The 16,645-nt window shown below is 72.7% G+C and carries 11 protein-coding genes; 6 read left to right on the plus strand and 5 right to left on the minus strand.

Annotated features, from left to right (window positions below; translation table 11 throughout):
- The first annotated feature begins 141 nt into the window (after positions 1–141).
- Entirely contained in the window at positions 142–1,065 is a 924-nt protein-coding gene (locus AB0C78_RS08260) for a hypothetical protein (RefSeq protein WP_360743572.1), read from the plus strand.
- On the opposite strand, the gene AB0C78_RS08265 is transcribed toward AB0C78_RS08260, so the two are convergent.
- Entirely contained in the window at positions 1,009–2,367 is a 1,359-nt protein-coding gene (locus AB0C78_RS08265; protein ID WP_360743575.1) for an O-antigen ligase family protein, read from the minus strand. The genes AB0C78_RS08260 and AB0C78_RS08265 overlap by 57 nt on opposite strands.
- Positions 2,368–2,466: 99 nt before the next feature.
- On the opposite strand from AB0C78_RS08265, the gene AB0C78_RS08270 reads away from it, so the two are divergent.
- The gene (locus AB0C78_RS08270) at positions 2,467–3,354 is read left to right on the plus strand and encodes a sulfotransferase (protein ID WP_360743578.1); all 888 of its coding nucleotides are present in this window, start codon (positions 2,467–2,469) and stop codon (positions 3,352–3,354) included.
- Positions 3,355–3,565: 211 nt separating this feature from the next.
- On the opposite strand, the gene AB0C78_RS08275 is transcribed toward AB0C78_RS08270, so the two are convergent.
- A complete protein-coding gene (locus tag AB0C78_RS08275; RefSeq protein WP_360743582.1) occupies positions 3,566–5,344 on the minus strand; it encodes a right-handed parallel beta-helix repeat-containing protein in 1,779 nt (592 codons plus the stop codon).
- A 95-nt stretch (positions 5,345–5,439) separates the two neighbouring features.
- Positions 5,440–6,021, minus strand: coding sequence for a hypothetical protein (locus AB0C78_RS08280; RefSeq protein WP_151542380.1), 582 nt, complete (start codon positions 6,019–6,021; stop codon positions 5,440–5,442).
- A gap of 136 nt (positions 6,022–6,157) precedes the next feature.
- On the opposite strand from AB0C78_RS08280, the gene AB0C78_RS08285 reads away from it, so the two are divergent.
- From AB0C78_RS08285 to AB0C78_RS08295, 3 genes are all read left to right on the plus strand, one after another.
- On the plus strand, positions 6,158–9,418 hold the full coding sequence (locus AB0C78_RS08285) for a LamG-like jellyroll fold domain-containing protein (protein ID WP_360743586.1): 3,261 nt from the start codon (positions 6,158–6,160) through the stop codon (positions 9,416–9,418).
- Between the two features lie 233 nt (positions 9,419–9,651).
- On the plus strand, positions 9,652–11,295 hold the full coding sequence (locus tag AB0C78_RS08290; RefSeq protein ID WP_360743589.1) for a hypothetical protein: 1,644 nt from the start codon (positions 9,652–9,654) through the stop codon (positions 11,293–11,295).
- A 278-nt stretch (positions 11,296–11,573) separates the two neighbouring features.
- On the plus strand, positions 11,574–13,187 hold the full coding sequence (locus AB0C78_RS08295) for a hypothetical protein (RefSeq protein ID WP_360743592.1): 1,614 nt from the start codon (positions 11,574–11,576) through the stop codon (positions 13,185–13,187).
- A 78-nt stretch (positions 13,188–13,265) separates the two neighbouring features.
- Here the strand turns inward: AB0C78_RS08295 and AB0C78_RS08300 are convergent, their stop codons facing one another.
- Positions 13,266–14,183 (minus strand): phosphotransferase, encoded by a 918-nt coding sequence (locus AB0C78_RS08300; RefSeq protein ID WP_360743595.1) that lies wholly within the window; start codon positions 14,181–14,183, stop codon positions 13,266–13,268.
- A gap of 4 nt (positions 14,184–14,187) precedes the next feature.
- Complete coding sequence (locus AB0C78_RS08305) at positions 14,188–15,318, minus strand: DUF1972 domain-containing protein (protein ID WP_360743598.1); 1,131 nt, start codon at positions 15,316–15,318, stop codon at positions 14,188–14,190.
- A gap of 161 nt (positions 15,319–15,479) precedes the next feature.
- On the opposite strand from AB0C78_RS08305, the gene AB0C78_RS08310 reads away from it, so the two are divergent.
- A complete protein-coding gene (locus tag AB0C78_RS08310; protein WP_225992583.1) occupies positions 15,480–16,640 on the plus strand; it encodes a glycosyltransferase family 4 protein in 1,161 nt (386 codons plus the stop codon).
- Positions 16,641–16,645 lie beyond the last annotated feature (5 nt).

Here is a 16,645-nt window from a genome sequence, read left to right on the forward strand (position 1 = left end):
ATTCCCGGCAGAGATGGACGTCGAACTGTGAGAACGCATCCCCTCAGGCTCCGGTTCGCCGCGGGTGGCGCGGCGGCGGTGCTCGTGGTTCTGACAGGGCCCGAGGCGGTCGCGGAGGCGGCGCCGTCCCCGAGTCCCGCCGTGACGACCACGGCGGCGGCCCGCACCGCGTTCCGGCCCGCCGTGGCCGCGCCCGCGGCGATGGTCGCGGGCGTGCTGCATCCCGACATCTGGTGGACGGTCGCGTCCGGCACCGGAGGGGCGCGGCTGTTCGCGCTGGACGCGAAGGGCCGCACCCGCGCGACCTACACGCTGTCCGGCGCGGCGGCGGCGCGGTGGGACGCGATCACGATCGTGAAGAACGGGTCCGGGGAGTCGGGGCTGTTCGTCGGTGACCTGAGCGCCGGGCGGGCGGGGAGCCTGCTGCTGCACCGGGTCGCCGAGCCGAAGACGCTGACCGGCGGGACGCTGCCGGTCAAGACGTTCAAGCTGAAGTACCCGGACGGGGGGCACCGGGGCGCCGCGCTGCTGGCCGACCCGGCGGAGAGCCGGGTGTACATCATCACCCGGGACGCGGCGGCCGCGGCCGTGTTCGCGCTGCCCGGGGTGCTCGGCCCGGCGAACAACGCGCTGACCCGGCTGCGGACGCTGCCGTTCCCGGTGCGCGGCGGCGACTTCACCCGGGACGGCCGGGTGATCCTGAAGACGACCACGGACGTGCGGATCCTCGGCGGGATCCGGGACGACGCCGGGCAGGTCGTGAAGACGGCGGCGTCGCTGGCCGGGCACGCGTTCGGGGTGTCGTCGGACGGCCGGAAGGTGCTGGTGGCGGGGGCGGGCACCCGTCCGGTGTTCCGGACGGTGGCGCTGCCGGCGGCGAACGCGGCGACGGAGCCGGACGCGTCGGCGTCGCCGGCGACCGATGACACCTCCCCGGTGGCGTTCCCGTCCAAGTCCGGCATGCCGGGCGGGTTGATCGGGACGGGGGCGCTGGTCGGGCTGGTGGTGCTAGGGCTGCTCGGCGGCGCGTTCTATCTGCGCGGACGCCGTCACGGTGGTGCCTGACCAGCCGGCCGCGTCCACGACCGTCTCGGCGGGCGACCGCTGGACGGCGGGGAGCGGGTCGCCGCCCTGCCGGCGCAGCGTCTCCGCCCACGCGACGAGGATGAACAGCCACACCGACGACACGTTCGCGGGGGCGGCGAGCCCCTCGGTGGTCATGCTGTCGGTGAGGAAGCAGCCGAAGATCCCGAGCAGCATGCCGGCGTCGGCGCGCAGCGTCCGGTGCCGGCAGAGCGTCAGCAGCACGAACCCGAGCGTCAGCAGCAGCGCGGCGAACGCGACCGTGCCGACCACGCCGTTGTCGACGAGCGCGTTGATGAACGCGTTGTGGCCGCCGCCGAGGCCGATGCTGTCCAGGAACAGGCCGCGGGACGCGCCGAGGCCGCGGCCGAAGATCGGTTCCTCCCGGAACGCGTCCATCGCCAGCGACCACAGCTCGGTGCGGGAGTTCAGGGTGGCGAGCTGCTCGGTGGTCTCGCCGCGCGACACGAACGCGAGGATCTTGTCGGAGAACGCCAGGACCGCCAGCACGGCGACGGCGGCGCCCATCACGATCACATCGATCCGGCCCTTGGGGCCCCTCGCGGTGGCCAGCAGCACGAGCAGCCCGGCGGCGCAGCCGAGCGCCGCGCCGCGCGTCCCGGTGGCGACGAGCGCCCCCGTCAGGACCACCAGCGCCCCCGCGTAGACGACGGGGTGCCACAGCCGGTCCTCGGGCCGGTTCCACCGGATCAGGTAGCCGACGACCAGCAGGATCGCGACGGCGAGGTACACGCCCGCGATGACGGGGTGGACGTACAGCCAGTTGAACCGGGTCTCGGTGTGCAGCGTCCGGGGGAAGGGGTGCGCGACGCCGATCCCGACCGACACCAGCACGATCCCGACGAAGATGTGCGCGAGCTTGCGCAGGTCGGCGGGGGTGGCGCGGGTCGCGATGGTGTGCGCCACCAGCATCGTGATCATCAGCTGGACGCCGCGGACGAGGCCGAGCGACTTGAACGGCGACCACAGCGCGGAGAACGCCACGTACCCGCAGAACAGCCAGGCCGCGAGCAGCAGCCCGGTGGTGCGGCGGCGCGGCGCCCGCAGCCCGAACTTCCACACCAGGTACAGGGCGGCGGCGCCGTAGACCGCGATCTCGACCAGGACGGTCAGGTCGGCGCTGCCGCCGACGGCGTTGTCGACGTCGCGGCTGCGGAGCTTGTAGTCGCTGGCGAGCATCAGGGCGAGCGGCAGGGTGAACGCCCACCAGCCGGCGCTCGGCGCGGGCGGCCGGCGGCGCGGGAAGACGCCTTTGACGGTCATGAAGGCCCTCCCTGGCTGAGTCCGGCCGCCGCCGCGCCCTTCCGGGCTCGTTAAAGACGAGACCAAGAATACGGGCGCCGGGCCGGTAATCTGTCCGATGTGAATCGAGGGACTCTTCCCGGCCCGGTCGTCGCCGCGGGCCGCAGCATGATCCGTGGGTACGGGATGAGCACGGCGGCGCTGCGCCCCGGCCCCGACTTCCTGCTGATCGGGGCGAAGCGCGGGGGCTCCACCTCGCTCTACTACACGCTGCTGGAGCATCCGCAGGTGATGCCGCTGTTCCCGAACGCGCGGCTGCTGCCCAAGGACAACCACACCAAGGGCGTCCACTACTTCGATTCCCACTACGACAAGGGCGCCGCCTGGTACCGGTCGCACTTCCCCGCGTCCGCGCGGCGCGCCGGGAAGGTCGTGGGCGAGGGGTCGCCGTACTACCTGTTCCATCCGCTGGCGGCGGAGCGGGCCGGGCGGGACGTCCCGGACGCGAAGATCCTGCTGGTGCTGCGGGACCCGATCGAGCGGGCGTTCTCGCACTACCGGGAGCGGCGCCGGCAGAACGCCGAGGACCTGCCGTCGTTCGAGGAGGCCCTCGCCGCCGAGGCGGATCGGCTCGCCGGCGAGGAGGAGCGGATCATCGCCGGTCAGCCCGGCTACACCAGCTACGCGCACGAGCAGCAGTCGTACCGGGCGCAGGGCGAGTACGCCCCGCACCTGCGGCGCTGGATGAAGCACTTCCCGGCGGAGCAGTTCTGCGTGCTGGCGGCGGAGGAGTTCTACGCCGACCCGCAGACCGCGTGCGACACCGTCGCGACGTTCCTCGGGCTGGAGCCCGCGCCGCTGCCCCCGTCGGCGATCAAGGTGTGGAACGCGGCGCCGAGCCAGGACCTCGCCCCCGCGACCCGGCAGGCCCTCGCCGAGCACTACGCCCCCTACAACGCCGACCTGGAAGCGATCCTGGGCCGCGAGTTCCCCTGGACCCGCCCCTGAGAAAGCCGTAAGGCTGAGCGCTTGCCTCAGCCCGTCACCCCGGCCATCGCGGACCTCAGGCGTCGCGATCGCGTGCGAAGCCGGATTCGAGCGGAGCGAGAATCCGATCGCGCAGCGAGGCCCCCAGGGCCGAGTCGGAGCGATGCAGCGATCGCACGCATTGCCCGTTGAAGGGAGGGCCCCCAGGGCCCGACCGCCAAGGGCGATGCAATCAGAACTGCCAAGCCCCGATGTGGCGGGTGCCGGTGGGCTTGCCTAGGAGGGCGGCGATCGGGGCGGGGAGGGGGAGCGCGGTGTCGGCGTCCGCCTGGGCGGCGACGGTGCGCTCCAGCTCGCCGTCCTGCCCGGCGGCGGTGGCGGCCGTCTTCAGCACGCCGCGCTTCTCCTGCCCGGTCTCCGACCGGAACCGGCCGAGGTCGCCGAAGTCGGTCGTCCCGCCGGAACTGCGCGCCCACTGCACGAGCGTGCGCGGGTTCCCGTCCGGGCGGACGTAGACGTTGCCGTCGACGGCGACGCCCATCTGGCCGGCGCCGCGCCGGTGCGTGCCGTCCTCGACGCACAGCAGGCACGGGGTGCCGGAGCGGGCGTCGGCGAGGGTGTTGTTGCTGATGACGACCTTGGAGACGCGCCAGGTCATCGCCGGGTCGGCGGTCTTCTGCCGCGGGTCGCGGCCCGCCGCGTGCGGGTCGGACGGGCTGCGCGCGTCCTGCGCGAGGTGGATCGTGCGGCCGTTTCCGGCCAGCGAGTTGTTCCAGATCTGGACGTCGGAGGTGTTGTTCACCTTCAGCCCGTCGCCGGCGTTGTCGCCGATCACGTTGCCGGCGACGACCGCCTTCGCACTCAGCTCCAGCGAGACGCCGTGGTCGGCGTTGCGCAGGATCCGGTCGCCGGTGAGCGTGATGTCGTAGACGGACTCGTCCATCCACACGCCCTTGCCGAGGTTGTCGGCGAACACGCCGCCGGTCACCGCGACCTTCCGGGACCGGGTCACCTTCACGCCGCCGGAGACCGGCGAGTACTTGAAGTGCTCGACGTTGTTGCCGGTGCTGCGCACCGCGTCGAGCCGCAGGTCGTCGGCGTAGTTGGCGTGGACGCCGAGCATCCCGTTGCCGGACGTGGTGACGTGCCGGACGCGGGCGTGCGCGGCGAGGACGCTGAGGCCGGTGGTGGCCGACTCGTTCACCGCGACGTTCTCGACGGTGACGTCCGGCGCGGTGACCTTCACGCTGCCGAGCTGGGGGAGGGAGGTGGCGTAGCGGCGCACCCCGATGCCGCGCAGGCGGGATCCGGCGCCGCCGACGGTGATCGCCTCGGACAGGGTGCTGGCGCGCACGTCGTGGCCGCGCGGGTCCGACCCGAGGTAGAGGCGGTGGGACGCCTCGTCGACGTAGAAGGTGCCGTCCTTGACGTCGCCGCGCGCCCCGACCTGCTTCTGCGGGACGCCGTCCAGCCACACCTGGTCGGGGTGCGCGGCCATCGGGTGGTCGGGCGAGACGAACCGGAAGTCGGAGTCGCCGCTCTCCTGGGCGCCCGCCGTGTAGGTCGGGCTGGAGTCGAACCGGGCCGTCCAGCCCTCGCGCACCCAGGCGCGGTTCCCCTGCCGCCAGCCGGCGACCTGCGAGCTGCCGTCGAGCCAGACCGCCTCGTGCGGCGCGGACTGGACGGTCAGCCTCTTGCCGCCGGGGACGGTGACCGACTCGTGGTAGACGCCGCCGCGCAGCACGACCGTGCCGCCGGCGCGCGCCTTCGCGACGGCCTTGGCGAGCGTGCGCAGGGGGTGCTTCCGGGTGCCGTCCGCGCCGTCGTTCCCGGCCGGCGACACGAACAGCGCCCCGTCCGGGATCTTGTACGCGGTGGAGCCCACGGGCGCGGCGCCCGGGGCGCCCGGCACGGGCACGGTGTCCGGGGCCGGGTCGTGGCTCTGCGGCAGCTGCCAGCCGAGGAAGCCCACCGCCGCGATCACCGGCAGCGCGAGCACTTTGACGATCATCGACCGGCTCGAGCCGCGAGACCGGTTAGAGCTAGGCATGGCACGACCCTCAACCCCCGGGGAACGCTGGAACCACGAACGTACCTCGCGGAACGTCAGTTGTGGAGGGCGCCCGCGAACAGCGCGGTCTTGTGCTGGGCGTCGAACTTGACACCGACCATGACCGACTTGTAGCCCGACGAGGGCAGGTCGAAGGCGTAGGACGCCGACTTGGTGCCGCCGGCGGGGACGGTGCCGTAGAAGTCGTTCAGGTTGGCGTAGGAGGTGTGCTGGGCGCGCGTCTTCTTGCTCCCGTAGACGGCCGTGACCTGCACCTTGTTGAGGTCGAGGGGCTTGCCGGAGCCGTTGGCGAACTTCAGCGTGAAGATGGTGAGCACCTTGCCGGTGAGCTCGCCGGGGCCGAGGTCCTTGTTCTTGACGTACCGGATGTTGCTGATCGCCACGCTGACCTTGTCGTCGTAGGTGACGGGCTTGCGCAGCCCGCCGGACGACTTCAGGGCGGTGGAGCCCGGGGCGGCGTTGGCCTGCTCGGTCGGCTGCGCGCTCGGCGGCGGGGGCGGCGTCGGGTCGGCCGACTTCTTCTTCCCGCCGCCGCATCCGGTCAGCGCCAGCGCGAGGGCGAGGACGGCGCCCGTCGCGGCGAGATGCCTGTGCGGACGCGCTCCCCGATCGGACATCCGGCTCTCTCCTCATCAGTGGAAAACGAAACGAAAGTTCCAGGGCAGAACAGTGTAAACAGGAATCGCGGATTACCCTGCTCTCACTTCCGTGACCGAGGGGGCCACCGGAGACGAACGGCAGGGGACCGGCCCAGTGAGATCTGTACCTTCGCACCGGCGCGCGGCGCGCGTCCGTAAAACGGCGATAGCCGTCTTCACCGCATTCTCGACGGCGCTCGCGGGCGCCGCCGCCGTCCCGGCCGCACCCGCCACGGCCGACACCGACCCGCCGGCGGGCACGCCGGCCACCGTCAGCGCGGACCCGCTCCCGACCGCGCAGGTCAACGGGGTCGTGTGGAGCATGACCACCGTCGGCAGCACCGTCTACGCGACGGGGAACTTCACGAAGGCGCGCCCGCCGGGCGTCGCCGAGGGCGGGGCCGGGGAGGTCACCCGGCAGAACATCCTCGCCTTCGACCTCACGACCGGGAACCTCGTCTCGTCCTTCGACCACGCGCTGAACGGGCAGGGCCTGCGGATCGTGGCCTCGCCGGACGGGAAGCGCGTCTACGTCGGCGGCGACTTCACCGCCGTGGACGGGCAGACCCGCAACCACGTCGCCGCGTTCGACACCGCCACCGGCGCGCTCGACACGTCGTTCGCTCCCTCCGTGTCGGCCAAGGTGCGCGCGATCGCGGCGACGAACTCGACCGTCTACCTGGGCGGCAACTTCTTCAACGTGAACGGCAAGGCGCGCACGCGGCTGGCGGCGGTGCAGGCGTCCAACGGCGCGAACATCGACGCGTGGCGGCCGACCGCCGACGACGACGAGGTGTTCGCGCTCGCGCTGTACGGCGACCGCGTGATCGTCGGCGGCCGGTTCCAGCAGCTGAACGGCGAGAAGCACGTCGGCATCGGCGCGGTGGACGCGGCCGGCGGCGGGACGGTGCCGTGGAGCAGCACGCCGATCCCGGCCAAGCAGAGCAGCAGCCTGTTCTCCTACGTGACGGACCTGTACGTGTCCGGCGACACCGTGTACGCCGGGGCGGACGGCGAGGGCTGGCACTGGTTCGACGGGCGGTTCGCCGCCAAGGCCGCCACGGGCGACCTGGTGTGGCTGGACAACTGCTACGGCGCGACCTACGGCATGTTCGTGCAGGACCAGTCCGTCTACAGCGTCTCCCACGCGCACGACTGCACCTCGCTGGGCGCGTGGCCCGACACCAGCCCGCAGACGTTCCAGCGGGCGCTGGCCGAGACGACGGCGGCGACCGGGACCGACCACGGGAACCCGAGCGTCGGCAGCAGCTACAGCAAGCAGCCGATCCCGAGCCTGCTGCACTGGTTCCCGAGGCTGGCGATCGGGTCGTTCACCAAGCAGTACCAGGCGGCGTGGGCGGTCACGGGCAACGCGGACTACGTCGCGATGGGCGGCGAGTTCCCGAGCGTGAACGGCAAGGCGCAGGCCGGGCTCGTCCGGTTCGCGGTGAAGGCGAAGGCGCCGAACAAGGCCGGCCCGCAGGCCGGCGACCTCGGCACCCCGACCGCGACCGCGATGGCGGACGGCAGCGTCCGCGTCGGCTGGAAGACCACCTGGGACATGGACAACGCCTCGCTGACCTACCAGGTGCTCCGCGACGGCGGCACGACGCCCGTCGGGACGGTCGACCGGACGTCGACGTTCTGGGACGAGCCGAACGCCGCCTACTTCGACGGCACCGCCGCGCCGGGCACCGCGCACACCTACAAGGTGCGGGCGGTGGACGCGGCGGGGAACGCCGTGACCAGCGCCGCGTCGAACGCGGTGACGGCCCCCGACGGCGCGCCCGGCCCGTACTCCGACCAGATCCGGTCGGACGGGGCGCAGGCGTACTGGCGGCTCGGCGAGGCGAGCGGCCCCGCCTACGACTACGCCGGCTCCAACGACCTGACGCTCGGCGCCGGCACGACCCGGGGCCAGGCCGGCGCGATCTCCGGCGACGCCGACAAGGCGGCGGGCTTCGGCGGGTTCCTCGGCTCGTCGGCGGGCAGCGGCGCCGCGTCCACGCCGGGCGACTTCAGCGTCGAGGCGTGGGTGAAGACGGCGTCCGGCAGCGGCGGGAAGATCATCGGGTACGGGGGCAGCGCCTCGGGCAACAGCTCGTCCTACGACCGGCACCTGTACATGACCAATGACGGCCGGGTCGTGTTCGGCGTCTACCCGGGGGCCGCGAAGACGGTCCAGAGCGGCGCGGGGCTGAACGACGGCAAGTGGCACCACCTCGTCGGGACCCTCGACGGGAGCGCCGGGATGAAGCTGTACGTCGACGGCGCGCAGGTCGCGGCCGACGGCGGCGTGACGTCGGCGCAGAGCTACAGCGGCTACTGGCGGATCGGCGGCGACAACCTGTCCGGCTGGCCGAACCGGCCGTCCAGCGACTACCTGAACGGGACGATCGACGAGGCCGCGGTGTACCCGCGGGCGCTGACCGCCGACCAGGTCGCCCGCCACCACGGCCTCGGCACCGGCGAGGTGAAGCCGAACCAGCCGCCGGCCGCCGCGTTCACCGCGTCGTGCACCGAGCTGGCCTGCGCGTTCGACGGGTCGGCGTCGTCCGACCCCGACGGGACGATCGCGGGCTACGCGTGGGACTTCGGCGACGGGACGACCGGCACCGGCGCCAAGCCGTCGCACACCTACGCGTCGGCGGGCGACCACACCGTCAAGCTCACCGTCACCGACGACAAGGGCGCTACCGGCGAGGTCGTCCACACGGTGACTGCCACCTCGGCGGCGCTGGCGTCGGACGCGTTCGGGCGGACGGTCACCGGCGGCTGGGGCAGCGCCGACACCGGCGGCGCCTGGAGCAAGGTCGGTTCGGGCGGCGTGCTGTCGGTGGGCGGCACCGGGCAGATCGAGCTGCCCGCGGCGAAGAACGACGGCGGCGCGAACCTGAACGCGGTGTCGTCGCAGGACACCGACCTGACGTTCACCGTCGCGACCGACAAGGAGGGCACCGGCAACGGCGTCTACGTGTGGGCGCTCGGGCGGCGCGTCGCCGGGCAGGGCGACTACCGGGCGCGGATCCGGCTGCGGCCGTCCGGTGTGGTGTCGCTGCAGCTCAGCCGCGCGAACGCGAGCAACACCGAGACGGCCATCGGCACCGAGCAGACGGTCCCGGGCCTGACCTACCGGCCCGGGGTCCCGCTGCGGCTGCGCCTCCAGGTGACCGGCGGGTCGCCGACCACGCTGAAGGCGAAGGTGTGGGCGGACGGCGCCGCCGAACCGGACTGGCAGGCGACCGGCACCGACGCGACGGCCGGGCTGCAGGCCGCGGGCGCGGTCGGGATCCGCGCCTACCTGGCGGGCAACGCCACGAACGCGCCCACGGTCGTGTCCGTCGACGACCTGACCGCGACCCGGCCCGCGGGCTGACCCGCGGCCGCCCGGAACCGGCCGGCGGACGGCACGGGAAAGCGCCCCGAGGCGCTTTCCCGTGCCGCTTCCAGAACCGTCCCGAAGATCGAATTCGCGCCGGTCAGCCGAGCGAAGGCGACTTCGGTCACGATTTCATAAGGGACCGGATGTGTCGGACTGACTACCCAATAGGATCCCCGCACCGGAGTGGCCGGGGTGGCCACCGGGCCAAGGCTTAGGGGATCGGACTCGTGAGAGCTCTTTTGCGACAGCGCCGGACGAGCGTCCGCGCGGGCCTGGCGGCGGCCGCCGCCCTCTCGCTGGCGGGCGCGGCGCTCGCGGCGGCCGGCTCGGCCGCCGCCGACACCGACCCGCCGTCCGGGACGCCGGCGACCGTCAGCGCCGACCCGCTGCCGACCGCGCAGGTCGACGGGGTCGTGTGGAGCATGGCGACGGTCGGGAACACCGTCTACGCGACGGGGAGCTTCACCAAGGCCCGCCCGGCGGGCGTCGCCGCGGGCGGGACCGGCGAGGTCGCGCGCGGCAACATCATGGCGTTCGACCTGACGACCGGGAAGCTCAGCACCACGTTCGTGCACACGCTCGACGGCCAGGGCCTGCGGATCATCGCGTCCCCCGACGGCAGCCGCGTGTACGTCGGCGGCGACTTCACGACCGTCGACGGCAAGGCGCACCCCCACCTCGCGGCGTTCGACACCTCGACCGGCGCGCTCATCGACTCGTTCGCGCCGAACGTGCACAACCGCGTCCGCGCGATCGCCGCGACGGACTCGACCGTGTACGTCGGCGGCAACTTCTTCAACGTCAACGGCAGCGGCCGGACGCGGCTCGCCGCGGTGAAGGCGACCGACGGGTCCAACATCGGCACCTGGCGGCCGACCGCCGACGACGACGAGGTGTACGCGCTCGCGCTGTACGGCGACCGCGTCATCGTCGGCGGGAAGTTCCAGAAGCTCAACGGCGAGACCCACGTCGGCGTCGCCGCGGTCAGCACGTCCAACGGCGGGACGCTGCCGTGGAGCAGCCGGCCGATCCCCACCAAGCAGGACAGCACGCACTTCTCCTACGTCACGGACCTGCGCGTCGACGACGGCGTCGTCTACGGCGGCGCCGACGGCGAGGGCGGGCACTGGTTCGACGGCCGCTTCGCCGCCAAGGCCGACACGGGCGACCTGGTGTGGCTCGACAACTGCTACGGCGCCACCTACGGCATGTACCCCGTGGCCAACGAGGTCTACAGCGTCTCGCACGCCCACGACTGCACCTCGCTCGGCGCGTTCCCCGACACCAGCCCGCAGACCAACCACCGGGCGCTGTCCGAGACCAAGGCCGCGACCGGCACCGACCGCACCGCGCCCGGCTCCAACAGCAACTACCGCAACCAGCCGATCCCGACCCTGCTGCACTGGTTCCCGAAGCTGGCGATCGGCTCGTTCACCAAGCAGTACCAGGCGGCGTGGGCCGTCACCGGCAACGGCGGCTACGTCGCGATGGGCGGCGAGTTCCCGAAGGTGAACGGCAAGGCGCAGGCCGGGCTCGTCCGGTTCGCGATCAAGGCGGACGCGCCGAACAAGGTCGGCCCCGAGGCCGCCGACCTCAAGGCCCCGTCCGCGAGCCTGCGCACCACCGGCATCCGCGTGACGTGGCGGACGACCTGGGACATGGACAACGCGTCGCTGAAGTACCAGGTGCTCCGAGACGGCGGCACGACCCCGATCGCGACGTTCGACAAGACGGCCGCGTTCTGGAACCCGGCGACCCTCACCTACACCGACACCAGCGCCCCGAGGGGCACCCACACCTACAAGATCCGCGCGGTCGACGCGAGCGGGAACGCCGTGACGAGCGCGGCGTCCAACTCCGTCCGGCGGTGACGCCGTCCCGGTAGCCCGGAACCCCCGACGCGCGAAAGTGCCCCGAGGTTTACACCTCGGGGCACTTTTCTATTTCCGGAATTGGCCATACTGCGCTGAGCTATCGACATCAAGCGCTGCGTAAGCGATTTCCATCACGATTTCATAAGAGTGCGGAGTGGTGGTCCCTTCGGCGCACTAAGATCACCAGACCGGAGTGGCCGAGGGGGCCACCGGGGGTTGAAGTGCTTTAGGGGATCCGACTCGTGAGAGCCTTTTTGCGACAGCGCCGTGCCGGCGTGCGCGCGGGCGTTGCGTCCGCCGCCGCCCTCTCGCTCGTGGGCGCGGCCCTGATGCCCGCCGGGCCGGCCGGCGCCGACACGGTGCCCGCGACCGGGACGCCGGCGACCGTGAGCGCGGACGCGCTGCCGACCGCGCAGGTGAACGGCGTCGTGTGGAGCATGGCGACGGTCGGGAACACCGTCTACGCGACCGGCAGCTTCACCAAGGCGCGTCCGGCGGGCGTCGCCGCCGGGGGCGCCGGCGAGGTGGCGCGCGGCAACATCGTGGCGTTCGACCTGACGACCGGGAAGCTCAGCACCACGTTCGTGCACACGCTCGACGGGCAGGGCCTGCGGATCGTGGCCTCCCCGGACGGCAAGCGGGTGTACGTCGGCGGCGACTTCACCAAGGTCGACGGCAAGGACCACAACCACCTGGCGGCGTTCGACACCTCGACGGGCGCGCTGATCGACTCGTTCGCGCCGAACGTGCACAACCGCGTCCGCGCGATCGCCGCGACGGACTCGACCGTGTACGTCGGCGGCAACTTCTTCAACGTGAACGGCAAGTCGCGGACGCGGCTCGCCGCGGTGAAGGCCTCCGACGGCTCCAACGTCGACACCTGGAAGCCCGTCGCCAACGACGACGAGGTGTACGCGCTGGCCGTGTACGGCGACCGGGTGATCGTCGGCGGCCGGTTCCAGCAGCTGAACGGGCAGAAGCACGTCGGCATCGGCGCGGTCAGCACGTCCAACGGCGGGTCCGTGGAGTGGCTCAGCACGCCGATCCCCACCAAGATCGACAGCGGTCACTTCTCGTACGTCACCGACCTGCGGATCGACGACGGCATGGTCTACGCCTCGGCCGACGGCGAGGGCTGGTACTGGTTCGACGGGCGGTTCGCCGCGAAGGCGTCCAACGGGCACCTGGAGTGGCTGGACAACTGCTACGGCGCCACGTACGGGATCTTCCCGGTGGGCGGCGCGGTCTACAGCGTCTCGCACGCGCACGACTGCTCCTCGCTCGGCGCGTTCCCCGAGACGACGCCGAAGACCTGGCACCGCGCGCTCGCCGAGACCAAGGTCGCGACCGGCACCGACCAGTCCGACCACCCGGCCGCGAACACCAACTACCCCGGCCGGAAGCTGCCCGTCCCGTCGCTGCTGGACTGGTTCCCGCGGCTGGCCGTCGGCTCCTACACCGGCCAGTCCCAGGCCGCGTGGGCCGTCACCGGCAACAGCGACTACGTCGCGATGGGCGGCGAGTTCCCGAACGTGAACGGCAAGCCGCAGCAGGGCCTGGTGCGGTTCGCGATCAAGGACAAGGCGCCGAACAAGGTCGGCCCGGAGACGTCCGAGCTGAAGGCGCCGACCGCCGCGAAGACGTCCACCGGCATCAAGGTGTCCTGGAAGGGCACCTGGGACATGGACAACGGCTGGCTCACCTACGAGGTGCTGCGGGACGCGTCGACGACGCCGGTCTACACGGTGAAGCAGCGGTCGCAGTTCTGGAACGAGCCGTCGCTGACCTACACCGACAAGGCGCCGGCGGGCAAGCACACCTACAAGATCCGCGTGAAGGACCCGCTGGGCAACACCATCACCAGCGCCGCGTCGGCCTCCGTGGGCTGATCCCGCGAACGGACGCGAACCGACGCGAAGCGCGCCCCGGTGGTCTCCACCGGGGCGCGCTTTCGTGTGCCTGAGGCGTCAGGCGGCGCCGAGCTGCCTCAGGACGTCGCTGAGGCGGGTGTTGAAGGCGGCGTCGTGGTCGCCGGTGGAGCGCTGCGCGACCCGCTTCAGCCAGAACTCCGCCGCCTCCGCGCAGCCGCTCAGGTCGTCGCGCCCGGACGGCTTGCCGAACACGGTGGCGTGCGTCGCCTCGTAGTAGACGAGGTCGGCGCCCGGCGGCGCCCACGCGGCGTCCTCCCAGTCGATCAGCCAGGGCAGGCCCCGGCCGCAGTGCCGCAGGTTCCAGGCCGTCAGGTCGCCGTGCATCGGCGTCCAGTGGTCCGGGGTCCCGGACGGGCGGGGCAGCACCGCCGCGAGCCGCCGCTGCAGGTCCGCCAGCAGCGGCGCGAGCGCGATCCCGCGCACCGGGCGGGCCGGGCGCGGCGGCATCGCCTCGATCACCATCCAGTGCCAGCCGGCGGTCTCGTCGCGGTCCAGGACGCGGGGGACGCGGAAGCCGTCCGCGCGGCCCTCGGGGAACGCCGACAGCGCGCGCTCCTCGCGGTCGAGCTCGCCGGGGTCGTCGCGGAGCTTGAGGAACCCGGTGGGGCGCCCGTCGCGCAGCAGCACCGCCGCGAGGCCCGTCCGGGACGCCTGCGGGCGCTCGTAGAGGGCGAGGCCGTCGAACGTGCCGATCCGGTCGACCAGCGTCCGCCACCGCTCGGGCCCGCCGGGCGGCTCCCAGCGGACGCGCGGGCCCGGCAGGACGCGCGGCCCGGCGACCGCCACCGCGCCGTACAGCGCCCACTGGGCGGCCAGCGCGGGCAGCTTCGACCGGGTGAACAGCGCGACGCCGGCGCGGGCCCCGCGCCGCGAACCCGCAGGTACCAGGACATTTCCGGTCCCGATGCGGGGGCGGACGAATTCATGACCAGATGTGGTCATCTGCTCGTTCATGTCGTCACTTACCGCGAATGGTCTTGCGCGTACGGCGACCGGCCAGCAGGTCCTCGCACAGCCGCTCGTAGGCCGCCGCGACGTCGTCCCACACGTACCGCTCCGCCGCCCGCTTGCGCGCCGCTGCGCCCCGGTCGCCCGCCGCGCCCGGATCGGCCTCCGCCGCCTCCACCTGCGCCGCCAGCTCCGCCGCGTCGCCGAAGAACCGGCCCGCCTCCTCGCCCAGCACCTCGCGGTTGAAGTTCACGTCGTAGGCCAGCACCGACGCCCCCGCGCCCATCGCGCGCAGCAGCGACGGGTTCGTCCCGCCGACCGAGTGCCCGTGGATGTAGGTGAGCGCGCCCGCGTACAGGGCGTCCAGCAGGTCCTGGTCCCACACGCCGCCCATGAACGTGATGCGCGGGTCGTCGCCCGCCAGCTCCTTCACCTGCGCGGTGTACTCGTCGGCGTACGGCGCCGAGCCGACGACGACGAGCGGTTTCTCCGCCTTGCTGCGCCGGTAGCCGTCCACCGCCAGGTGCACGTGGTTCTCCGGCTCGAACCGGGCCACGACGAGGTGGAACCCGCCCGGCTCGTACCCGGCGTCCGCCAGCTTCCCGGTGTCGGTGCCGGTCAGGATGGGCGCGCCGTACGGGATGAACACCGTGTCGGCGTCGAACCGCTCGCGGTAGTAGTCCTGGATGCCGACGGCGTCCGCGATCAGCGCGTCCGACCAGCGCACCGCCATCGCCTCGGCGGCCCGGTAGTACTTCTGCCCGGTGCCGCTCCACTTGGTGCGCTTCCACTCCAGGCCGTCGACGTGCGTCGCGACCGGGATCCGCAGCGTCCGCAGGACCGGCAGCATCGGCGCGTTCGCCGCGTTGAACAGCAGCGCGACGTCCGCCCCCTCCTTGCCGATCTTGCTGCGGAAGGCGTGCAGCACCGACAGCCCGGTGTGGCTGAGCGTCTCGGCGACCTTCTTCTCGATCGCCGGCAGGTACACCAGCCGCATGCCCAGGTACTCCGGCTCCGGGTGGCGCTCGCCCCGGCAGTAGACGGTGACCTCGTGCCCGCCCGCCGCCAGCCGCTTGCCGATCTCCTCGACCGCCGTCTCGAAGCCGCCGTACCGCGCCGGCACCCCGCGCGTCCCTACCATGGCGATGCGCACCCTGACCCCCAGCCATTACCGTCACTTTGTGATTGATCCGCACAGATTATGCGGAAGGGGGGTTGCGCGTCCCTGCGGTAAACGACAGTTAATCTGAAGGTTGCGGGAGACTGGTATCCAGGGGGCTGGATCACCAGAAGGAGGGGCAAGTGGCCGAACGGGACGCGAGGTCCGCGGTGGTGCTGGCGCACCCGTCGCCCGATCTCTACGGCTCCGACCGGATGCTCGTGGAGTCGGTGCGCGCGCTGGTCCCCGGCCACCGCGTCATCGTGACGCTGCCGGCGGACGGACCGCTCTCACCGGTGCTGCGGGACGCGGGCGCCGAGGTCGTGGTGCTGCCCGTCCCGGTCCTGCGCAAGTCGTACATGACGCCGCTCGGCCTCGTCCGGCTGGCGTTCGCCGCGACCCGGGCGCTGCCGAAGGCGTGGCGGCTGCTGCGCCGCGAACGCGCCGCCGCCCTCTACGTCAACACCGTCACGATCCCGCTGTGGCTGCTCGCCGGGCGGCTCGCCCGCGTGCCCTCCCTCTGCCACGTGCACGAGGCCGAGGACGACGTGCCCGGCCCGGTGCGCGCCGCGCTGTCGATGCCGCTGCGGCTCGCCCGCTCCGTCGTCGTCAACAGCCGCGCCAGCGCCGCCGCCCTCGGCTCCGCCGGACGCGGCGCCCAGATCATCTACAACGGGGTGGAGGAACCGCCCGAGCCGGTCGCGCCGCCGCGCGCCGTCCTGGACGGGCCCGCCCGGATCGTCCTGGTCGGGCGGCTGTCCCCGCGCAAGGGCTCCGACGTCGCGGTCCGCGCCGTCCGATCACTCCGCGATCGCGGATACGATGCGAACCTGACCCTGGTCGGGAGCGTCTTCCCCGGATATGAGTGGTTCGAGGAGGAGCTGCGCGGCCTCGCCGGCGACGACGGCGCGGTGGCCTTCGCGGGATTCCGCCCGTCGGTGTGGAACTCGTTCGCCGGCGCGGACATCGCGATCGTCCCCTCGCGCGTCGAACCCTTCGGTAACGTCGCCGTCGAGGCGATGCTCGCCGGCCGGCCGGTCGTCGCCAGCGCCACCCAGGGGCTGGTCGAGATCGTCGCCGACGGCGACAACGGCGTGCTGGTCGCCCCGGACGACCCGGACGCGCTGGCGGCCGGGATCGCCCGGCTGCTGGACGACTGGGACGGCGCCCAGGCGATGGCCAAGCGGGCCGGCGCCGACGCCGCCCGGCGGTTCGGCAAGGACCGTTACCACCACGAGCTGCGGGACGCCGTCCGCCGTCTCGCCGGACCCGACGCCGACCCCATCCCGCCCACGGCCTCCTGAGGACT

The sequence above is a fragment of the Actinomadura sp. NPDC048394 genome, from assembly GCF_040651755.1.
GTDB classification, from domain to species: Bacteria; Actinomycetota; Actinomycetes; order Streptosporangiales; family Streptosporangiaceae; genus Spirillospora; species Spirillospora montaniterrae.

Bases quoted from the DNA above. Each gene is read 5' to 3' on its own strand.
- AB0C78_RS08300 (WP_360743595.1), bottom strand. From the start codon at position 14,183: ATGAACGAGCAGATGACCACATCTGGTCATGAATTCGTCCGCCCCCGC.
- AB0C78_RS08265 (WP_360743575.1), bottom strand. From the start codon at position 2,367: ATGACCGTCAAAGGCGTCTTCCCGCGCCGCCGGCCGCCCGCGCCGAGC.
- AB0C78_RS08280 (WP_151542380.1), bottom strand. From the start codon at position 6,021: ATGTCCGATCGGGGAGCGCGTCCGCACAGGCATCTCGCCGCGACGGGC.
- AB0C78_RS08305 (WP_360743598.1), bottom strand. From the start codon at position 15,318: ATGGTAGGGACGCGCGGGGTGCCGGCGCGGTACGGCGGCTTCGAGACG.
- AB0C78_RS08275 (WP_360743582.1), bottom strand. From the start codon at position 5,344: ATGATCGTCAAAGTGCTCGCGCTGCCGGTGATCGCGGCGGTGGGCTTC.